Source organism: Rhizobium sp. AN80A, from assembly GCF_030053015.1.
Taxonomy (GTDB): Bacteria; Pseudomonadota; Alphaproteobacteria; order Rhizobiales; family Rhizobiaceae; genus Rhizobium; species Rhizobium metallidurans.
This window is the reverse complement of record NZ_JASJPX010000003.1, coordinates 1,922,644-1,940,657: the sequence shown is the minus strand read 5'-3', so window position 1 is coordinate 1,940,657 and position 18,014 is coordinate 1,922,644. Positions and strand designations below refer to the sequence as shown.

Genomic DNA, 18,014 nt, shown 5'->3' with positions numbered 1-18,014 from the left:
GAGATGACATGACCAACCACATTCTCGTCGAGCGCCCGGAAGATCATCCAGGCGTCCAGATCATCCGCTTCAACCGCCCGGACAAGAAGAACGCCATCACCCGCGCCATGTATACGGTCATGACCGAGGCGCTGACTTCGGCCGATGGGAACCCGGATATCCGCGCCACCGTCCTCCTCGGCGGCGAAGGCTGCTTCTCCGCGGGCAACGATCTCGGTGACTTCCTGGCCGCGTCGATGGGCGGCGGCATGCCGCGCGAGATCATCGATTTCCTCTACGCGCTGGTGCGCGCGGAAAAGCCCGTCGTGTCTGGCGTCGATGGTCTGGCGATCGGCATCGGCACCACCATGCACCTGCATTGCGACCTCACGGTCTGTTCCGCCCGCAGCCAGTTCCGCACCCCCTTCGTCGATCTCGCTTTGGTGCCCGAGGCGGCCTCCAGCTTGCTCGCGCCGCGCATCATGGGCGCCCAGCGCGCCTTCGCCATGCTCGCCGCCGGCGAACCCTTCTCCGGCGAGGAGGCGAGGGAGGCCGGCCTTGTCTTCAGGGTCGTGGAACCGCATCTGGTCGAGGCGCAAACGCTTGACCTCGCCAGCAAGCTCGCCGCCAAGCCGCCGGAAGCGCTGCGCATTTCCCGCGACCTCATCCGTGGCGACCGTGAACAGATCATCGCCCGCATGGACGAGGAAGCCCGCCACTTCGCCTCCCGCCTGCAAAGCGCCGAAGCCCGCGCCGCCTTCGAGGCCTTCATGCGCAGATGATGACCGGGATGGCGCCGAAATGTTCAAAAAGTATTACTTTTAATCAAATTTTACCACTTCTAGTGTTTAGTGGCCGGCAATGCATGACGCAGCACGGGCATCAGCGCCCGGCCCCTTTTCCGGCACAATCAGAGGCGCGGACGCCAGCGGATCGGTTCTCCGATCGCTGACACGTCGGTCGGCCGCATTCGAGACCCGCTATGTTCAAAATGAAGATCAAGACGCTGCTTCCGGTGCTCTTCCTGTCCCTCGTCGCCATATCGCTGGTTCAGGGCGCCATCGCCGCCGTCGCGCTCACCAGTCTCGAAGCCAATACGCGCGAGATCGGCGCCCGCAATATCCCGAATACCGAGCGTCTGAGCACCATCGTCACCACGCTGAACGACGTGCGCCGCAGCTATGCCGACTATCTCCTGGCCTCGGGAAAGACCGATTTCCGCAATGCCGAGACCACGCTGAAGACCCGCCGCCAGCGGCTTGATGCCGCCATCGATGCTTTCGAAAAGCAGCCGAAAAGCGAGTACATGACCCAGAATTTCGGGCGGCTGCAGAAGGCGCTCAATAATGACGCCGCCGTCGCCGACAAGATTATAGCGCTCGCCCTCGACAACAAGCGCAGCCAGGCCAATTCGCTCTATCGCGGCGAGCTGTCGATGTCGGCCAACAACATCCAGACGCTGATCGACGGCATGATCGCCAGGGACCGTCAGTCGACCGACGCGGCTCTCGTCTCGGCCGCCGGAAACTATTACGCCGGCACGGTCTCGATCGTCGCCGGCCTCGCCGTCGCTCTCGCCGCCGCCATCGCCGCCGCCTACCTCGCCTGGAAGCGCATCTCGCGGCCGATCACGACCATCGCCGCGCGCATGGCCCGCCTTGCCGATGGCGATCTCGAGGCCGCTGTTCCCTATTCAAGCCGCCATGACGAGATCGGCGACATGGCCGCCGCCGTCTCCGTCTTCCGCGACAATGCCTTTGCCCGGCTCGATCTCGAACGCAGCGCCGAGGACAGCCGCGCGCATGCCCGCGACGAACGCGCCCGCAACGAAGCCGCCAAGGCGCGCGAGGCGGCCGACATCGGTCACGCCGTCGAGGCGCTGGCGGGTGCCCTGGGCGCGCTGTCGGCCGGCGATCTCGCCCACCGCATCGAGCAGCCCTTCGCCGATCACCTCGATCGCCTGCGCAATGATTTCAACACCTCGGTCGCCAAGCTCAGCGAAGCGCTGCAGGAGGTCGGCTACAACGCCCACGCCATCGACGCCGGCGCCGGAGAAATCCGCAACGCCGCCGATGGCCTTGCACGCCGCACCGAACAGCAGGCCGCCTCGATCGAGGAGACGGCCGCGGCGCTGGAAGAGATCACCACCACGGTCAAGGATACCGCCCGCCGCGCCGAGGAGGCCGGCAGCCTGGTGTCGCGCACCCGTGGCGGCGCCGAGGAGTCCGGCAACATCGTCCGCAAGGCCGTCTCCGCCATGACCGAGATCGAGCAATCCTCGCAGAAGATCGCCAATATCGTCAGCGTCATCGACGACATCGCCTTCCAGACCAACCTGCTCGCGCTCAATGCGGGCGTCGAGGCGGCGCGCGCGGGTGAAGCCGGCAAGGGGTTCGCCGTCGTCGCCCAGGAAGTGCGCGAGCTCGCGCAGCGCTCGGCCGTCGCCGCCAAGGAGATCGAGACCCTGATCTCGGCCTCCAACGCCCAGGTCCGCTCCGGCGTCAGCCTGGTCGGCGAGACCGGCAAGTCGCTGGAAACCATCGTCGGTCAGGTTCAGGACATCAGCCGGCACGTCGATGCGATCGTCACCGCCACCCGTGAGCAGTCGACAGGGCTTGCCGAGATCAACACCGCCGTCAACACCATGGACCAGGGCACTCAGCAGAATGCCGCCATGGTCGAGGAGCAGACAGCCGCAAGCCATGGCCTCGCCCAGGAAGCGGCCAAGCTGATGCATCTGCTAGGGCAGTTCAACCTGCAGCCGGGCGATCACGCGATGACGCGCCGCTACGCCGCGGCCTGACCGATCGGCGCCATGAACGACAAAACGCCCGCGCATGTCGCGGGCGTTCTTCTGGGGACTTGGAAAAATCGGTAAAGCCGGTTATCCGTGCATCCGCTGGCGCTCTGGCTGCGCCGCGATGAAGCGATCATTGCGATCCGACAGCGGTTCCACCGGTAGAATATCGATGACATCGGCTGCATCGAATTTGCGCTTCAGGCCGCATATCGTGGCAATGACGACGCCCCTGTCAATATTGAAGGATGTCGCCAGGAAGTTTCGTTCGTCGCCATGATCATCAATGGAAATAACAAACATATAACCCTCCGTGTATTATCCATTGATACACGGAGATTATTTATCATAGATGAATTTATAGATCATCCATCTTGAATCGTTGTAGAGATGCTTGGTGTTTCATTCTTGATACACCAAGCATTCATCCATTCGTATATCCACCCGCCGGCAAAGCTTCGTTCATGGCGGAAACGCTCGACATGCGCCTCGGCGCGACGGCACATGTCCGCGAATGGCGCCAGGTTGCCGGCCGCACGCATTTACGCTTCGGCGGAGGAGGGGATGCGGGCGATCACCTTGATTTCGAAATCGAAGCCCGCCAGCCAGTTCACGCCGACGGCCGTCCAGTTCGGATAGGGCTTGTCGCTGAACACCTTCAGACGAACGTCGTCTACCGCCGCGAACTGGTTTTCGGGATCGGTATGAAAGCTGGTGACGTCGATAATGTCGTCGAAGCCGGCGCCGGCGGCTTTCAGCACCGCCGCGAGATTGTCGAAGGCGAGCTGTACCTGCTTCGGAAAATCAGGCTCGGGCGATCCGTCCTCGCGGCTACCCACCTGACCGGATACGAAAAGGAGATCGCCGGAGCGGATCGCCGCCGAATAGCTGTTGATTTCATAAAGCGCCTGCCTGCCGGCCGGGAAGATCGCGTTGCGTTTGGTCATGTCATGCTCCTGTTTTGACAAGGCAAAATCCAAGCGCCGCCGCCACGCCAGGGGCGCGACACGTTGCTGATAGGTCACCTGGATCTCTGCTCTTCACTATCAAGGGCGGGAATGATATACGCCCCGTATGTGAATATAGGAGGCATACGCGGCGTATGTCAATATGCATACGCCGCGTATGTTGATTTGTGGAGACAACGGTGACGGCAAGAACGCGGGCGCAAATGGTCGAGGAAACCCGGGCAAAGCTCATCGAGGCCGGCCGAAAGGCTTTCGCCACAAAGGGTTACGCCGCCTCGTCGATGGATGATTTCACAGCCGAGGCCGGGCTGACGCGCGGCGCGCTTTATCACAATTTCGGTGACAAGAAGGGCCTGCTGCAGGCCGTCATCGACCAGATCGACGCCGAAATGCTGGTGCGCCAGCGTGCCGCGCAGGCCAAGGGCAGGACGCCCTGGGAGGGCTTTCTCAACGAAGGCATCGCCTATATCGAGATGGCGCTCGAGCCCGAGATCCAGCGGATCATGCTGCTCGATGGCCCCGCGGTGCTCGGCGATCCCTCGCAATGGCCGAACCAGACCGCGTGCCTGCGCACCTCCACGCGGACGATCGAGGCGCTGATCGCTGATGGTATCGTCAAGCCCGTGGACGCCGAGGCGGCCGCGCGGTTGATCAACGGCGCGGCGCTCAACGCGGCCCTCTGGATCGCCGCGGCCGATGATCCGCATGCGGTGCTGGAAAAGGTCGTCGATGCCTTCAAGCATCTCGCCGGCGGCCTGTTGCGGACCGAAGGCTGATTTCTATCCGGTCGCGGGGACGCCGGATTACTTCTCCAGCGTCGCCACCACCTCGACATGCGAGGTCCACAGGAACTGGTCGATCGGCGTCACTGAGGTGATGCGATAGCCGCCCTCGACGAGAATCGCGAGGTCGCGCGCGAGCGTCAGCGGGTTGCAGCTGACGGCGGCGATCTTCTTCACCGTGGAGCGGGCAAGTTCCTTGCACTGGAACTCGGCGCCGGCGCGCGGCGGATCGAAGACGACGGCATCGTAGACCTTCAGTTCCGAGGTCATCAGCGGCCGGCGAAACAGGTCGCGGCGCTCGACGCTGACGGGCTTGATCCCCTGCGTATTGCGCGCGGCGTGGTCGAGCGCTGCAAGCGGCTTGTCTTCGCTCTCCACCGCATGCACCCGGCCGATCCGCGCCAGCCTGAGCGAGAAGGTGCCCGTGCCGGCGAAGAGGTCGGCGATGCGCTTGGCTTTGCCGACATGGGCAAGCACCAGCTCCGCCATCGCTTCCTCGGCGGGCTTGGTCGCCTGTGTAAAGCTTCCGGCCGGCGGCGAAACGTTGACGCCGCCGAAATCGAGCATCGGCTTCACCGGCTCGATCAGGATCTCGCCGTTGACCGATACCCGCGCGATCCCGCGCATCGAAAGCACGGTTTCGGTTGCCTTGCGCCGCTGCTGGTCCGAAAGCGTCTTGAGGCCGTCGGCGGCGATGTCGAGGCCCGTCGCCGTTTCGAGCACGGTGATACGGAACGCCTCGGCATTGACGGCAAGTGCCGCACCGATCGCCTTGATCGCCGGCAGCCGGGCGACGAGGCTTGCCGACGAGATGGGACATTCCTCGATATTGACGAGGTGGTGGCTTTCGGCCTGGTTGAAACCGATCAACATCTCTTTTTCGGTCTTGCGCGCCGCGAATGTCACGCGCCGGCGCTCGCCGGGATGGGCGACGACGAGTTCGCCGACCTCGGGTGTAAGACCTTTGGATTTCAGCGCATCGATCACCAGTTGCCGCTTGAAACCGCGATAGAGCGCGTCGCCCGCGTGCTGCAGCGTGCAGCCGCCGCAGGTGCCGTTGACGCCATCGGGGCCGAAGTGCCGACAGTGCGGTTCCTGCCGGTCCGGCGAGGGCGTGGTGATCGACATCACCGTGCCCTGGCTCTTGATGCGCGCGATGGCGACCGTTTCGCCCGGCAGCGTGAAGGGCACGTAGACGGGTCCATCAGTGCCGTTGGCGATGCCGTCGCCCTGGGCGCCGAGCTTCTGGATGGTGACAGTTTCAGTGCTCACGGCTTGGTTCCTGCGAGTAGATATTCCTGGTTTCCGTCGCCGCCCGAGATCGGCGAGGGGATGAGCCCGAGGCTGGTCCAGCCCATGTCCTCGACGAACCAGCGCTCCAGTTCGGCGGCGACGGCGGGCGCGGTCGACGGGTCCTTCAGCATGCCGCCCTTGCCGATCGCCTCGCGGCCGGCCTCGAACTGCGGCTTGACCAGCAGCACGGCGGTCGCACCCGGTTCAGCCAGATCGAGCGCCGGCGCCAGCGCCAGCTTCAGCGTGATGAAGGAAACGTCGGAGACGATGAAGGTGAGGGGATGGCCGATATCCTCGGCCTCCAGATTGCGCGCGTTCAGCCCCTCGATATTGGTCACGTCGGGGTTTGCGGCAAGCCGCGGATGCATCTGGCCGTGGCCGACGTCGATCGCGGTCACGTGCGCGGCGCCGCGCTCGAGCAGCACTTCGGTAAAGCCGCCGGTGGACGCGCCGACATCGAGACAGTGATGGCCGGTCGGATCGAGCTTGAAGTGATCCAGCGCCGCCGCAAGCTTCAGCGCCGCGCGCGAGACGTAGTCCTGTGCGGGGTCGTCGATCTCGATCGAGACATCCTCGCCGAAGACCGCGCCGGCCTTGGTGACCACCTTGCCGTCGACCTTGACGGTGCCGCGGCTGACCGCGTCGCGGGCGCGCGAGCGGCTGGCGAAAAGACCCAGGCTGACGAGCAGCTGGTCGATACGTTGTGTATTTTGATCGGACATGGCCTGTCCATGCCGGGCAAAACGGCGCGTTGCAAGCCTTTTGTTGGCCGGCGCCGCCGAAGCGTCCGTCCCGCGCCGTATCCGGGACCGGTCGCGCCGGCCCGCCCGTCGCCGCGCCATGGAGGTCTGCGGAAGATTAGAGGTCTCTAGGAAAGAGAAACGAGACCTACAACCTGCGCCATGATTGCGTGTGTCCTGAGAGCGTCAAACGGGTGGAATCCCCGAGAATTCAGTAGCTGCGGCTAAAAACTGCGACCAGTTGCCGCGCCGACTTAAACAATTTTAAATTTTCCGTGGCTAGGGTCGCCGTCGATTGCAGCGGCCGAAAGCCGCGTTCGCCATGAAGGCAATAAATCTCACCGTCGATCATGTTTCACATCGTTGATGTTCCCCCCGCACGCGCTGATGCGTGCCCGATTTGCCATGGCGCCAGACGCCCAGGAAAGACCGACTTATGTTTGCTGGAAACATGTCCCTGAACGGTAAGCTCGCCGCGACCTTCGCGGCTCTCATTCTCATTTTCGTGTCCGTGTCCGCCTTCGTCTACTCGAAGGCCGGCGCCGTGACGGATGCTGCCATCGAGGAAAAGCGGTCGGAACATCTGGTCAACCAGATCGACGACGCGCTGCAGGCCATGCTTGAGCAGGCCGTCAACCTGCGCGGCTTCCTGCTCTTCAAGAGCGACAGCACCTATGGCGATCTCTATGCCAACCGCGACCGCATGCTGAACGCGATCGCCGCCGCCAAGCAGACGGCTGCCGGCAAGGCCGAGTTCGTGGCCCAGATCGACGGCATGCAGAAGGCCGCCGACCTTTACTTCAACCAGCTCGCGGTGCCGCAGGCCAAGGCGCGCAAGGAAACCGACATGCCGATCGACCAGATCGTCAAGATCGGCGTCAACGAAACCAAGGGTCAGCTCGACGGCTTCCGCCAGGCCTCGGCCAAGATCAAGCAGGCCGCGCGCGACGAATCCGCCGCCCTCTCCGCGATCAAGGCCGACGCCACCGCAACGCTCAACATGACGCTGCTCCTCGGCGGCATTTTCGCAGCGCTTGCCGCCGTCGTGCTTGCCTGGATGCTGTCGCGCAGCATCGTGCGCCCGATCGTCGGCATGACCTCGGCCATGGGCCGCCTGGCCGGTGGCCAGAACGATACCGATGTCCCGGCGCTCGATCGCCAGGACGAAGTCGGCCGCATGGCGCAGTCGGTACTGGTGTTCAAGAACGCGGCGATCGAGAAGCTGCGTCTGGCCGGCGAAACCGACCGCATGCGTGGAGATGCCGAGCGCCAGCGCCAGCTGGGCGACGAGCAGAAGGCACGTGAGGAAAGCGACTTGCGCTTCGCCATCGACAACCTCGCCGATGGCCTCTCCGGCCTTGCCAACGGCAATGTCGCGATCCGCATCACCACCCCGTTCGCGGCTCAGTTCGACCGCCTGCGCGATGACTTCAACCATGCCGTCGAGAAGCTGCAGGCAGCCTTGCAGTCCGTCGGCCACAACGCGTCCGCCATCAATGCCGGCGCCGGCGAGATCCGCACCGCCGCCGACGATCTGGCCCGCCGCACCGAGCAGCAGGCCGCCGCCGTCGAGGAAACGGCTGCGGCGCTCGAAGAGGTCACCACGACGGTCCGTGACAGCGCCAAGCGCGCCGAGGATGTCGGCCAGCTCGTCGAGCGCACCCGTCTCGGCGCCGAGCGCTCCGGCGAGGTCGTCCGCAAGGCCGTCACCGCCATGCAGGAGATCGAGAAGTCCTCGGGCGAGATCTCCAACATCATCGGCGTCATCGACGACATCGCCTTCCAGACCAACCTGCTTGCGCTCAACGCCGGCGTCGAGGCCGCGCGCGCCGGTGAAGCCGGCAAGGGCTTCGCCGTCGTCGCCCAGGAAGTGCGCGAGCTCGCCCAGCGCTCCGCCAATGCCGCCAAGGAAATCAAGGCGCTGATCAACACCTCGGGCACGCAGGTCAATGCCGGCGTCTCGCTGGTCGGCGAAACCGGCAAGGCGCTGTCGGAGATCGTCGGCGCCGTGCAGGAGATCAACCGCCACGTCGGCGCCATCGTCACCGCCACGCGCGAACAGTCGATCGGCCTGCAGGAGATCAACACGGCCGTCAACAACATGGACCAGGGCACCCAGCAGAACGCCGCCATGGTCGAGGAGCAGACGGCCGCCAGCCACTCGCTTGCCCAGGAGGCCACGGCGCTGGACGATCTGCTGCGGCAGTTCAACCTCGGCAACGACCGTGCCGCGCCGCGCGCGGCAACGGCAACCCCGGCCTCGCGCCCGGTCGCTTCGCCGGCCAACGCGCTGAAGCGCAGCGTTGCCCGCGCCTTCGGTGGTGGCGGTGCCAGTGCCGCGGCCGTCAAGGAAGAATGGTCGGAGTTCTGATCGAACGCCTGATTATCGATAGGAAAGGGAAGGGGCTGCGCATCGCGCGGCCCCTTTCGCGTTCAGAGCCTAGCTCGCCAGCGCCAGTCCGCCGTACCGGCTGATCTCGCTCTCGATCTCCGCCACCAGCGTGTCGAGTGCGGCATTGCGCACCTTGCGGCCCCGCCGCACCACATAGACGAGACCGGGCGGATCTGGGAAACGGTCGGTAATGATCTGCATCTCGGGCCGCAGATGCCGTTCGTTGAGCAGCGCCACCCCCATGCCCGCGCTGACGGCGGCGACGATGCCCGCGGCACTCGCGCATTCGAACACCGTCTCCAGCATGATCCCGCCATCCTGCCCGATATCGAGCGCCCAGTGGCGGTAGAAGCAATCGTCGTGGAAGGAGAGGAAGGGCACGGACGTGCTCTGCGGCAAGAGCAGGCCCGGATGCTTCACCCAATGCAGCGTTTCGCGAAACAGGACGACATCGGTCGGGCGCACCTCGTGAGAGAACACCTGCACGATCGCCGCGTCGAGTTCGCCCTGCTCGAGCATCGCCCTCAAGACCAGGCTCATGCGCACCTGCGTGCGCACGGAAACATCGGGATGCAGGCGACGGAAGCGGCCGAGAATATGGGCGAGCGCCGAGCAGGTCGTGTCCTCCGTCAGCCCGAGCGCGATCCGTCCGGCAAGCGTCGTCTTCGACAGGCTGAGCAGCGCCTCGTCGTGCAGCCCGAGAATGCGGCCGGCATAGTCGAGAAGTTCCTCGCCTTCGGTGGTAAAGGCGGTGGCGCCCGCCTTGCGGTTCAACAGTTCGCAGCCAAGGCTTGTTTCCAGCCGCTTGATCTTGTGGCTGACCGCCGATTGCGACAGGCCGAGCGCTTCCGCCGCCCGTGTGATGCCGCCGTGATGGCGGATCGCCCAGATGGCGCGCAGCGCGTCGATCTCCAGTCGCCGGTTGTTCAGGTCGTTCATCTCGTCTTGCTCTTCTCGTTGCCTGCCGACGAGGATGCAACGCCGGGCCAGTATTTGCAAACATCCATGACCCATATCGCTTGAAAGTCATGCGGTGATCGAAATTTGTCATGTGCCTGGCCGTCGGCGATGGCTTATTGCCTCGATGGCACACGCACGACAGGGATCACGATGACGGACCAGGCACTGACCGCCACCACAGCGCAGCAACGCCGCTTCCTGTGGCCGCTGATGGCCACGTTGCTGATCATCGGCTGGAGCTCCGGTTTCGTCGGTATCCGCTATGCCAGCGAGGAAGCAAGCGTCGTGCTTGTGCTGTTCTGGCGCACGCTCCTGTCGGGCGTGATCCTGCTCCCCTTCGCCCTGACCATCGGCCCGCGCATGCAATGGAAGGCGGTGGCCGGGCAGATGTGGTTCGGCGTCATGTCGGTGTTTCTCTATTTGGGCGGTTTCGCGCTGGCGATCGAGCAGCGGGTGCCGACGGGGCTCGTGGCGCTGATCTCGGATCTGCTGCCGCTCGCCATCGCCACCCTGTCGCAGCCGGTGCTGGGCGAACGCCTGAGCGGCCGCCAGTGGCTGGGCACGGCGATCGCCGTCGCGGGCGTGCTGATCGTGTCGATCGACAGCCTCAGCTTCGGCTCTGCACCCCTATGGGCTTACGGATTGACCGTCGGCTCGATGCTGATCTTCGCGCTCGCCTCCGTGCTCCACAAGCGCCGGCGCGTCGGCCACATGCCGGTGCACCAAAGCCTGTGCATCCACACGCTGACCGGCTCGGTGCTCTTCGGTATCTGCGCCCTGCTGCAGGGCGACATCGCGCCGCCGATGACCCAAAACTTCGCCATCGGCATGGTCTGGCTGGTGTTGATCGCCACCTTCGCCGCCTATTCGGTCTATTACACCAGCCTGCGGCTCTTCCCGGTCACCAAGGTCAGCGCCGCGATCTATCTCAGCCCGCCGGTCACCATGCTATGGGCCTGGGCGCTGTTTTCCGAGCCGCTGACGGTGGCGATGTTCGTCGGTCTTGGCGTCACGCTGGTCGGTGTCTTCATGACCTCGCGGGGCTGATACCTCACGCGTCGTTCGCCTTCCCGTCCGCGCGGAAATACAGGCGCTGGATGACCGCCATGATCAGCGCCGTCGCCCAGCCGAAGATGATCCAGCCGTTGACGGCCTCGAATACCGAAATCTGCCGCCACTCCTTGCCGAGCACGACATCGCCATATCCGACGGTCGTGAAGGTGGCGGTGGAGAAATAGATGGCGTCGTCAAGCGACGGCAGCGCCCCGATCAGGTAGTAGAGAAGTGCCCACAGATAGATATCGAGACTGATCGGGATGAGCAGATAGCTGATCCAGACGACGGTCGCGATCGTGGCATGGCGGCCGAGATATCCCGGCTCCGCGCGCCTGATGAAACGAAGCCCGATTTCCATGAAAACGGCCTGTATGGCGACGGTGGCCGCGATCAGGGCGGTGGCGAGGAGAAAGTTGACAGGCACTGGACCTCCCCGGGAGAGATTGGCAGAAGACGTGGGTCAATATTGCCCGGCGAGCGCCGCCGCTTTCAGGCTGTGCATCAGGTGGCGAGACGGCACGTCATGATGGACGCATTCCGGCCGCTCGGCACATCCGCCACCCTCTATATGCACGCGATGGACGAGCCAGCGCACAAGCTCCCTTGCCTCGCGCGGCTCAAGCAGGATTGCCGTCACCCCGGCCTCGGCAGGCACGCCCGTCGTCCGGTCGATGACATCGACAAGGCCATGGCGGCCCGGCACGATGTCGTACCGCGCTCCGCTCGCCGCTCCTGACTTCATTCAGACCACACCCCTCGCTTTCATCCGGGCCAGCCTAGCATCCAGCAGGCGTTCCGCATTGCGCAGGATCAATCTTGCAGGCGAAACGCGGCAATCTTCGCGGCGGCTTGATCGCGCGCAATGCAGGCCGGCCGCCAGGCTCCTATGCTCGACCGCGCGAAAATCCGGATGGAGCCCGCCGTGCAGGACGTTCAGCGCAAACATGGGCCCTCGGGGCTGGTCGCGACGGCGATGGCCGAGCTTCGCGCCGCGCCGCTTCTGGCGCTGCTCGTATTCGTGCCCGTCGTGATCCTGACGGATATCGCGGCACCCGATGCGCACACGTTGCTCTTCATCCTCTCGGTCCTCGCCATCATTCCGCTCGCGGCCCTGCTCAGCCGGGCGACCGAAGCCGTCTCCGCCCGAACGGGTGACGCCGTCGGCGGCCTGTTGAACGCGACGCTTGGAAACCTCACCGAACTCGTCATATCCCTCGCTGCCCTGCAGGCGGGACAGTATCTGCTGGTCAAGGCCTCGATCGCCGGCGCCATCGTCACCAACACGCTGTTCATGCTCGGCGGCTCCTTCCTGCTCGGCGGCCTCAAGCATCACCTGCAGGAGTTCAACCGCGTCAGCGCCCGCTTCCAGGCGTCGCTGCTCTTTCTCGCCACCGTCGCTCTGTTCGTACCCTCGCTGGTCAGCCGGGCGGACCAGGGGCCGGAGATGGTCCAGGCGCTGAGCCTCGGCCTCGCCGTGATCCTGATCGCCGTCTACGCCATGGGCATGCTGTTTTCGCTGAAGACCCACCGCGAACTCTTCGCCAGCGTCGGCGAGGCCGAGGAGCACCATGGCGGCTGGGGGATGTCGACCAGCATCATCATCCTGGTCGTGGTGACGCTCTTCGTCGCGCTGATCAGCGAGGTCTTCGTCGGCTCGGTACAGGCCGCCGCCGAGAAGATGGGCATGACGCCGGCCTTCGTCGGCTTCATCGTCGTGGCGCTCGTTGGTGCGGCTGCGGAAATGACCGCGGCTTTCTCGGCCGCCCGCGCCAATCGGCTCGATCTCAGCGTCAGCATCGCGCTCGGAAGCGCCTCGCAGATAGCGCTCTTCGTCGCGCCCGTCCTCGTGATCCTCAGCTACGTGATCGGTCCCGAGCCCATGTCGCTGCAGTTCTGGCCGGGCGCGGTGGCCATGATGTTCCTCGCCATGCTGGCGGCGGCGCTATTGTCCAACGGCGGGCGTGGCGCCTGGTATGTCGGCGTTCTGGCACTCGCCGTCTATGCCATATTCGGCCTGACCCTGTTCCTGCTGCCGCCCGCCGCTTCCTAGAATCCGGCAAAGTTCGCAGACGTGCGCATCCGTGCCACATCCCGCTTCGGCGTTTCCTTGTGCACGCGGACATAGTCGCGGTTGAACTGCGAGGGGCTGTCATATCCGACGCGAAACCCCGCTTCGGCCGCCGTCATGCCCTCGACGATCATCAGCCGCCGCGCCTCCTGCAGGCGGATCTGGGTGCGAAACTGAAGCGGGCTCATTGCCATCGCCGCGCGGAAATGCTCGTAGAAGGACGACGAACTCATGCCGGCGATATCGGCCAGTTCCTCGATCGCGAACGGGCTCCCGAAATTGCGGCAGACATAATCCACCGCCCGGCCGATCTGGTTCAGTCGGCTCTCGCCGCTGGCGATCTGTCGGATCAGCCCGCCCTGCGGTCCCGATATCAGCCGATGCAAGATCTCCCGCTCGACAAGCGGCGCCAGAACCGGCGCATCCTCGGGCGCATCGAGAAGACCAAGCAGCCGCGCCGCCGCGTCGACCAGCCGCGGTGTCGTCTCGCTCACCCGCGCGGCCGCCGGGTTCTCGTCGCGCGCAGGTTGCCCCGCGATCATCTCGTTCAGAAGCGTGCGGTCGAACTCCAGCCTTAGGCAGAGATAGGGCGCGTCAGGGCTCGCCTCTATCACCGCGCCGATGACCGGCAGATCGACGCCGACCACGAGATAATGCGCGGCATCGTAGACATAGCTGGTATCGCCGATCGTCGCCCGCTTGCGCCCCTGCGCCACGATGCAGCAGGAGGGCTTGTAGAGCGTATGCAGCGGCTCTGTTGTCGCCGAGGATCGTATAACGCCGACGCGCGGCAACAAGGTGTCGAAGTTTCCATCCACACGGGCATGGCGGTCGATCAGGGCCGCAAGATCGGTGATTGTTTCCATGACGCCAGCATCGGACGTCTCGCGCGCTTTGCCAAGGGTTATCATCCCGTTTCGGAGGATCGTGCAAGAATTTCGGAAAAGCCGTCTACCGCGACAGGTCCAGTCAGCGCGATCCTGTCTCGGTCAACAGATCGCTTGAGGAGCAAGACATGACCGATATGAACAACAAGGTAGTGCTGATCACTGGCGCCAGCAGCGGCATCGGCGCCGCTGCGGCCCGCGAACTCGGCCTCGCCGGCGCGAAACTGGTCATCGGCGCGCGCCGAACCGACCGCCTGGACGCTTTGAGCGGGGAAATCCGCGCCGCGGGCGGTGTCGTCATCTCGAGAGCGCTCGATGTCACCGACCGCAATGATATGCAGGCCTTCGTCGATGCCGCCATCGCGGAGTTCGGCCGCGTCGATGTCCTCGTCAACAATGCCGGCGTCATGCCGCTGTCGCTGATGTCCTCGCTGAAGGTCGAGGAGTGGGACCGGATGATCGACGTCAACATCAAGGGCGTGCTCTATGGCATCGCAGCCGTGCTGCCCGCTATGAACGCCCAGCAATCCGGCCAGATCATCAACGTCTCCTCCGTCGGCGGCCTCGCCGTCTCGCCGACAGCGGCGGTCTATTGCGCGACGAAGTATGCGGTGCGGGCGGTCTCGGATGGCTTGAGGCAGGAAAACAAGATCCTGCGCGTCACCTGCGTCTATCCCGGCGTGGTCGAATCCGAACTCGCCGACACCATCACCGAACCCTTCGCCGCCGAAGCCATGGTCGCCTACCGCGCCGTCGCGCTGAAACCCGACGCCATCGCCCGCGCCATCCTCTACGCCATCGACCAACCCGCCGACGTGGACGTCAACGACATCGTCGTGCGCCCGACGGCCAATGCGGGGTTGTGAGGGGGAGGGCAGCGGCTTGCTTTGAGCCCGTGACACCCCCCTCTGTCCTGCCGGACATCTCCCCCACAAGGGGGGAGATCGACCCGTTGAAAGGTCTACGCCAAACAATGAGCGTGGAGCGAGCGGGCAAGCCCAGCCAATCTCCCCACCTGTGGGGGAGATGCCCGGCAGGGCAGAGGGGGTAATTCTTGCTCCGGGTTAGCTTACTGAGCAACCCGCAAAGGCCGGGCGTTCACTCAACCCGCTTACCCAGCGAACCCGACAGCCGCCGGCCGGCCAAGCGCCCTGAACACGGTGCCGACGATCCCGGCCCGGTCGAGCCCGGCCTGTGCGTTCATCACCTCGGGCTTGGCCTGCTCAACCCAGAGATCGGGCATCACGAGCGAGCGCACCTTCAGCCCGTTGTCGAGCAGCCCCTCGGTCGAAAGGAACTGCAGCACATGGCTGCCGAAACCGCCGACCGCACCTTCTTCGACAGTGATCAGCATCTCGTGGTGACGCGCCAGCTGGCGGATCAGGTCGTGGTCGAGCGGCTTGGCGAACCGCGCATCGGCAACCGTGGTCGAAAGCCCTGCGGCATCGAGGTCTTCGGCCGCGAGCAGGCAGTCCGCCAGGCGCGTGCCGAAGGAGAGAAGCGCCACCTTGGTGCCCTCCTTGACGATCCGGCCCTTGCCGATCTGCAGGATCTCGCCGCGAACCGGCATCTCGACGCCGACGCCTTCACCGCGCGGATAGCGGAAGGAGATCGGGCCGGCGTCATAGGCGGCGGCGGTGCGCACCATGTGCTTCAGTTCCGCCTCGTCGGCGGCGGCCATGACGACGAAGCCCGGCAGCGTGGCCAGGAAGGTCGTGTCGAACGAGCCCGCATGCGTCGGCCCGTCGGCGCCGACGAAGCCGGCGCGGTCGATCGGGAAGCGCACCGGCAGGCCCTGGATCGCCACGTCGTGCACCACCTGGTCGAAGGCGCGCTGCAGGAAGGTCGAGTAAAGCGCTGTGAACGGCTTGTAGCCCTCGGCGGCAAGTCCGGCGGCGAAGGTCACGGCATGCTGTTCGGCGATGCCGACATCGAAACAGCGCGACGGGAACGCATCGGCCAGCTTGTCGAGCCCGGTGCCACTCGGCATGGCGGCGGTGATGCCGACGATCTTGTCGTCGAGCTCGGCCTCCTGCACCAGCGCTTCGGCGAACACGGCGGTGTAGCTCGGCGCGTTCGGCTTCACCTTCGCCTGCGCGCCGGTGATGACATCGAACTTGTTGACGCCGTGATACTTGTCGGCGGCGGCCTCCGCCGGCGCGTAGCCCTTGCCCTTCTGCGTGACAACATGGATCAGCACCGGCCCATGCGCGTTGTCGCGCACGTTGCGCAGCACCGGCAGCAGGTGCTCGAAGGAGTGCCCGTCGATCGGTCCGATATGGTAGAAGCCCATCTCCTCGAACATGGTGCCGCCGGTCACGTAGCCGCGCGCATGCTCGACGGCGCGGGTGATGGCGCGATCGACCGACTTGCCGAGATAGCTGGTCAGCTTCTTGCCGACTTCGCGCATGCCCATATAGGTGCGGCCCGAGGCCAGACGCGCCAGATAGGCGCTCATGGCACCCGTCGGCGGCGCGATCGACATGTCGTTGTCGTTGAGGATGACGATCAGCCGCGCATCGAGCGCGCCGGCATTGTTGAGCGCCTCATAGGCCATGCCGGCCGACATCGCGCCGTCGCCGATCACGGCGATGACGTTGCGCTTGGCGCCGGAAAGATCGGAGGCGACGGCCATGCCGAGGCCGGCCGAGATCGAGGTCGAGGAGTGCGCGGCGCCAAAGGGGTCGTATTCGCTCTCGGCGCGGCGGGTAAAGCCCGAGAGCCCGCCTTCCTGGCGCAGCGTGCGGATGCGGTCGCGACGGCCGGTCAGGATCTTGTGCGGATAACACTGGTGCCCGACATCGAAGATCAGCCGGTCGTCCGGCGTGTTGAAGACATTGTGGATGGCGATCGTCAATTCGACCACGCCGAGGCCGGCGCCCAGATGCCCGCCGGTCTTCGACACCGCGTCGATCATCTCGTCGCGCACCTCGCGCGCAAGCTGCGGCAGGTCGCGATCCTCCAGCTTTCGGAGGTCGGCCGGATAGGTCACCTTATCCAGCAGCGGCGTCTTCGGCGGTTGTGTCACGGGAGGCACTCTTTCTTGTCGTTCTTGTTCTTGTCGTCTTTTCCAGGCGTTTTGGGGCACATAGCCTTTAGGCCATAAGTTGCGGTGAAAGAAGTCGATTTCAAGAACCGCAAGCCACCTTTCTAGAGGAGAACGCTACTCCGGCAAAGGGACGAATTCCTCTTCATCCCCCGGAACGATGTCGAAGCGCCCGCTGCGCCACTCCTCCTTGGCCTTTTCGATCCGCTCTTTCGACGAGGAAACGAAGTTCCACCAGATGTATCGCTTCGAGTTCAGCGCCGCCCCGCCGAACAGCATGAGATGACAGCCTTGGGTACCGCCCTCAAGCGTGATCGCGTCACCCGGACGGAAAACCAGCAGCTGGTCGGCCGCGAATCGGTCGCCCGAAATCACCACCTCGCCCGACAGCACATAGATCGCCCGCTCCTCATGCGCGGCGGAAAACGGGAACTTCGCGCCGGCATCGAGATTGATATCGGCATAGAGCGTGTCGGAAAACACGCTCACCGGCGAGGTCATGCCCTCGAACGCGCCGATCACCACCCGCCCGCGCACCCCGCGCTCGTCGATCACGGGCATTTGGCTCTTTTCCGTATGCGCGAAGGAGGGATCGATCTCCTCCTTGTCGTCGGGCAGCGCCAGCCACGTCTGCAGCCCGGACATCAAAAGCGGATGGCCGCGCAGATTGTCGGGCGTGCGCTCCGAATGCACGATGCCGCGCCCCGCCGTCATCAGGTTGATATCGCCGGGCCGGATCACCTTTTCGGTGCCGAGGCTATCGAGATGCCGGATCTCGCCGTCGAACAGATAGGTCACGGTCGACAGCCCGATATGCGGATGCGGCTTCACATCGAGCGCCTCGTCCGGCTTCAATATCGCCGGCCCCATCCGATCGAAAAAGATGAACGGCCCCACCAGCCGCCGCTGCCTGGTCGGCAGCGCCCGCCTGACCTGAAACCCGCCGATATCGCTGGTACGGGGGATGATCAGGTTCTCGATGGCGTCGCAGGCAAAGGCATCGCCGGGGAGGGGGTCTTTGCCGGGGAAGAAGGACATGGGGTGTC

General features: G+C 64.8%; 18 protein-coding genes. 7 read left to right on the top strand and 11 right to left on the bottom strand.

The window, feature by feature from the left end:
- Positions 1-8 precede the first annotated feature (8 nt).
- Positions 9-761: a crotonase/enoyl-CoA hydratase family protein gene (locus tag P3R82_RS21230; RefSeq protein WP_283195228.1), complete on the top strand. Its 753-nt coding sequence runs from the start codon at positions 9-11 to the stop codon at positions 759-761.
- Positions 762-961: 200 nt separating this feature from the next.
- The gene (locus tag P3R82_RS21225) at positions 962-2,782 is read left to right on the top strand and encodes a HAMP domain-containing methyl-accepting chemotaxis protein (RefSeq protein ID WP_283195227.1); all 1,821 of its coding nucleotides are present in this window, start codon (positions 962-964) and stop codon (positions 2,780-2,782) included.
- 81 nt (positions 2,783-2,863) lie between these two features.
- On the opposite strand, the gene P3R82_RS21220 is transcribed toward P3R82_RS21225, so the two are convergent.
- Positions 2,864-3,079 (bottom strand): hypothetical protein, encoded by a 216-nt coding sequence (locus P3R82_RS21220; RefSeq protein ID WP_283195226.1) that lies wholly within the window; start codon positions 3,077-3,079, stop codon positions 2,864-2,866.
- A 239-nt stretch (positions 3,080-3,318) separates the two neighbouring features.
- Entirely contained in the window at positions 3,319-3,723 is a 405-nt protein-coding gene (locus P3R82_RS21215) for a RidA family protein (protein ID WP_283195225.1), read from the bottom strand.
- 224 nt (positions 3,724-3,947) lie between these two features.
- On the opposite strand from P3R82_RS21215, the gene P3R82_RS21210 reads away from it, so the two are divergent.
- Positions 3,948-4,520 carry a TetR/AcrR family transcriptional regulator gene (locus tag P3R82_RS21210; protein WP_283196394.1) on the top strand — a complete coding sequence of 191 codons (573 nt, stop codon included), beginning with the start codon at positions 3,948-3,950 and terminating at the stop codon, positions 4,518-4,520.
- A gap of 27 nt (positions 4,521-4,547) precedes the next feature.
- Here the strand turns inward: P3R82_RS21210 and P3R82_RS21205 are convergent, their stop codons facing one another.
- The 3 genes from P3R82_RS21205 to P3R82_RS21195 all read right to left on the bottom strand — a co-directional run bounded on the left by P3R82_RS21205 (position 4,548) and on the right by P3R82_RS21195 (position 6,911).
- The gene (locus P3R82_RS21205; RefSeq protein WP_283195224.1) at positions 4,548-5,798 is read right to left on the bottom strand and encodes a class I SAM-dependent RNA methyltransferase; all 1,251 of its coding nucleotides are present in this window, start codon (positions 5,796-5,798) and stop codon (positions 4,548-4,550) included.
- Positions 5,795-6,541, bottom strand: coding sequence for a TlyA family RNA methyltransferase (locus P3R82_RS21200; protein ID WP_283195223.1), 747 nt, complete (start codon positions 6,539-6,541; stop codon positions 5,795-5,797). Before P3R82_RS21200 ends, P3R82_RS21205 begins: the two co-directional genes overlap by 4 nt.
- Before the next feature lie 229 nt (positions 6,542-6,770).
- A complete protein-coding gene (locus P3R82_RS21195) occupies positions 6,771-6,911 on the bottom strand; it encodes a hypothetical protein (protein ID WP_283195222.1) in 141 nt (46 codons plus the stop codon).
- A gap of 84 nt (positions 6,912-6,995) precedes the next feature.
- Here P3R82_RS21195 and P3R82_RS21190 point away from each other — a divergent pair, with 84 nt between their 5' ends.
- Positions 6,996-8,930, top strand: a complete 1,935-nt coding sequence (locus P3R82_RS21190; protein ID WP_183902152.1) for a methyl-accepting chemotaxis protein — start codon at positions 6,996-6,998, stop codon at positions 8,928-8,930.
- A 69-nt stretch (positions 8,931-8,999) separates the two neighbouring features.
- Here P3R82_RS21190 and P3R82_RS21185 read toward each other — a convergent pair whose 3' ends face one another.
- A complete protein-coding gene (locus P3R82_RS21185) occupies positions 9,000-9,890 on the bottom strand; it encodes a LysR family transcriptional regulator (RefSeq protein ID WP_283195221.1) in 891 nt (296 codons plus the stop codon).
- A 171-nt stretch (positions 9,891-10,061) separates the two neighbouring features.
- Here P3R82_RS21185 and P3R82_RS21180 point away from each other — a divergent pair, with 171 nt between their 5' ends.
- Positions 10,062-10,958, top strand: coding sequence for a DMT family transporter (locus tag P3R82_RS21180; RefSeq protein ID WP_283195220.1), 897 nt, complete (start codon positions 10,062-10,064; stop codon positions 10,956-10,958).
- A 4-nt stretch (positions 10,959-10,962) separates the two neighbouring features.
- On the opposite strand, the gene P3R82_RS21175 is transcribed toward P3R82_RS21180, so the two are convergent.
- A complete protein-coding gene (locus P3R82_RS21175) occupies positions 10,963-11,391 on the bottom strand; it encodes a potassium channel family protein (RefSeq protein WP_283195219.1) in 429 nt (142 codons plus the stop codon).
- Positions 11,392-11,427: 36 nt separating this feature from the next.
- Entirely contained in the window at positions 11,428-11,709 is a 282-nt protein-coding gene (locus P3R82_RS21170; protein ID WP_283195218.1) for a hypothetical protein, read from the bottom strand.
- Positions 11,710-11,940: 231 nt separating this feature from the next.
- Between P3R82_RS21170 and cax the strand changes: the two genes are divergently transcribed.
- Positions 11,941-13,017 carry a calcium/proton exchanger gene (cax, locus tag P3R82_RS21165; protein WP_283196393.1) on the top strand — a complete coding sequence of 359 codons (1,077 nt, stop codon included), beginning with the start codon at positions 11,941-11,943 and terminating at the stop codon, positions 13,015-13,017.
- Here cax and P3R82_RS21160 read toward each other — a convergent pair.
- Entirely contained in the window at positions 13,014-13,901 is an 888-nt protein-coding gene (locus P3R82_RS21160; RefSeq protein ID WP_283195217.1) for an AraC family transcriptional regulator, read from the bottom strand. The two genes, cax and P3R82_RS21160, sit on opposite strands and share 4 nt — an antisense overlap.
- Positions 13,902-14,050: 149 nt before the next feature.
- Between P3R82_RS21160 and P3R82_RS21155 the strand changes: the two genes are divergently transcribed.
- Entirely contained in the window at positions 14,051-14,788 is a 738-nt protein-coding gene (locus P3R82_RS21155) for an SDR family oxidoreductase (protein WP_283195216.1), read from the top strand.
- 245 nt (positions 14,789-15,033) lie between these two features.
- On the opposite strand, the gene dxs is transcribed toward P3R82_RS21155, so the two are convergent.
- Together dxs and P3R82_RS21145 are read right to left on the bottom strand one after the other, a co-directional pair.
- Positions 15,034-16,950 (bottom strand): 1-deoxy-D-xylulose-5-phosphate synthase, encoded by a 1,917-nt coding sequence (gene dxs / locus P3R82_RS21150; RefSeq protein WP_283195215.1) that lies wholly within the window; start codon positions 16,948-16,950, stop codon positions 15,034-15,036.
- 135 nt (positions 16,951-17,085) lie between these two features.
- Positions 17,086-18,006 (bottom strand): pirin family protein, encoded by a 921-nt coding sequence (locus P3R82_RS21145; RefSeq protein ID WP_283195214.1) that lies wholly within the window; start codon positions 18,004-18,006, stop codon positions 17,086-17,088.
- Positions 18,007-18,014: the final 8 nt, after the last annotated feature.

Excerpts from the sequence above, each read along its gene's own strand:
- P3R82_RS21220 (WP_283195226.1), bottom strand. The coding sequence starts at position 3,079 with ATGTTTGTTATTTCCATTGATGATCATGGCGACGAACGAAACTTCCTG.
- P3R82_RS21160 (WP_283195217.1), bottom strand. The coding sequence starts at position 13,901 with ATGGAAACAATCACCGATCTTGCGGCCCTGATCGACCGCCATGCCCGT.
- P3R82_RS21195 (WP_283195222.1), bottom strand. The coding sequence starts at position 6,911 with ATGATCGACGGTGAGATTTATTGCCTTCATGGCGAACGCGGCTTTCGG.
- P3R82_RS21190 (WP_183902152.1), top strand. The coding sequence starts at position 6,996 with ATGTTTGCTGGAAACATGTCCCTGAACGGTAAGCTCGCCGCGACCTTC.
- P3R82_RS21155 (WP_283195216.1), top strand. The coding sequence starts at position 14,051 with ATGACCGATATGAACAACAAGGTAGTGCTGATCACTGGCGCCAGCAGC.
- P3R82_RS21230 (WP_283195228.1), top strand. The coding sequence starts at position 9 with ATGACCAACCACATTCTCGTCGAGCGCCCGGAAGATCATCCAGGCGTC.
- P3R82_RS21170 (WP_283195218.1), bottom strand. The coding sequence starts at position 11,709 with ATGAAGTCAGGAGCGGCGAGCGGAGCGCGGTACGACATCGTGCCGGGC.
- P3R82_RS21180 (WP_283195220.1), top strand. The coding sequence starts at position 10,062 with ATGACGGACCAGGCACTGACCGCCACCACAGCGCAGCAACGCCGCTTC.
- P3R82_RS21200 (WP_283195223.1), bottom strand. The coding sequence starts at position 6,541 with ATGTCCGATCAAAATACACAACGTATCGACCAGCTGCTCGTCAGCCTG.
- P3R82_RS21145 (WP_283195214.1), bottom strand. The coding sequence starts at position 18,006 with ATGTCCTTCTTCCCCGGCAAAGACCCCCTCCCCGGCGATGCCTTTGCC.
- cax (WP_283196393.1), top strand. The coding sequence starts at position 11,941 with ATGGCCGAGCTTCGCGCCGCGCCGCTTCTGGCGCTGCTCGTATTCGTG.
- P3R82_RS21225 (WP_283195227.1), top strand. The coding sequence starts at position 962 with ATGTTCAAAATGAAGATCAAGACGCTGCTTCCGGTGCTCTTCCTGTCC.
- P3R82_RS21215 (WP_283195225.1), bottom strand. The coding sequence starts at position 3,723 with ATGACCAAACGCAACGCGATCTTCCCGGCCGGCAGGCAGGCGCTTTAT.
- P3R82_RS21210 (WP_283196394.1), top strand. The coding sequence starts at position 3,948 with ATGGTCGAGGAAACCCGGGCAAAGCTCATCGAGGCCGGCCGAAAGGCT.
- P3R82_RS21185 (WP_283195221.1), bottom strand. The coding sequence starts at position 9,890 with ATGAACGACCTGAACAACCGGCGACTGGAGATCGACGCGCTGCGCGCC.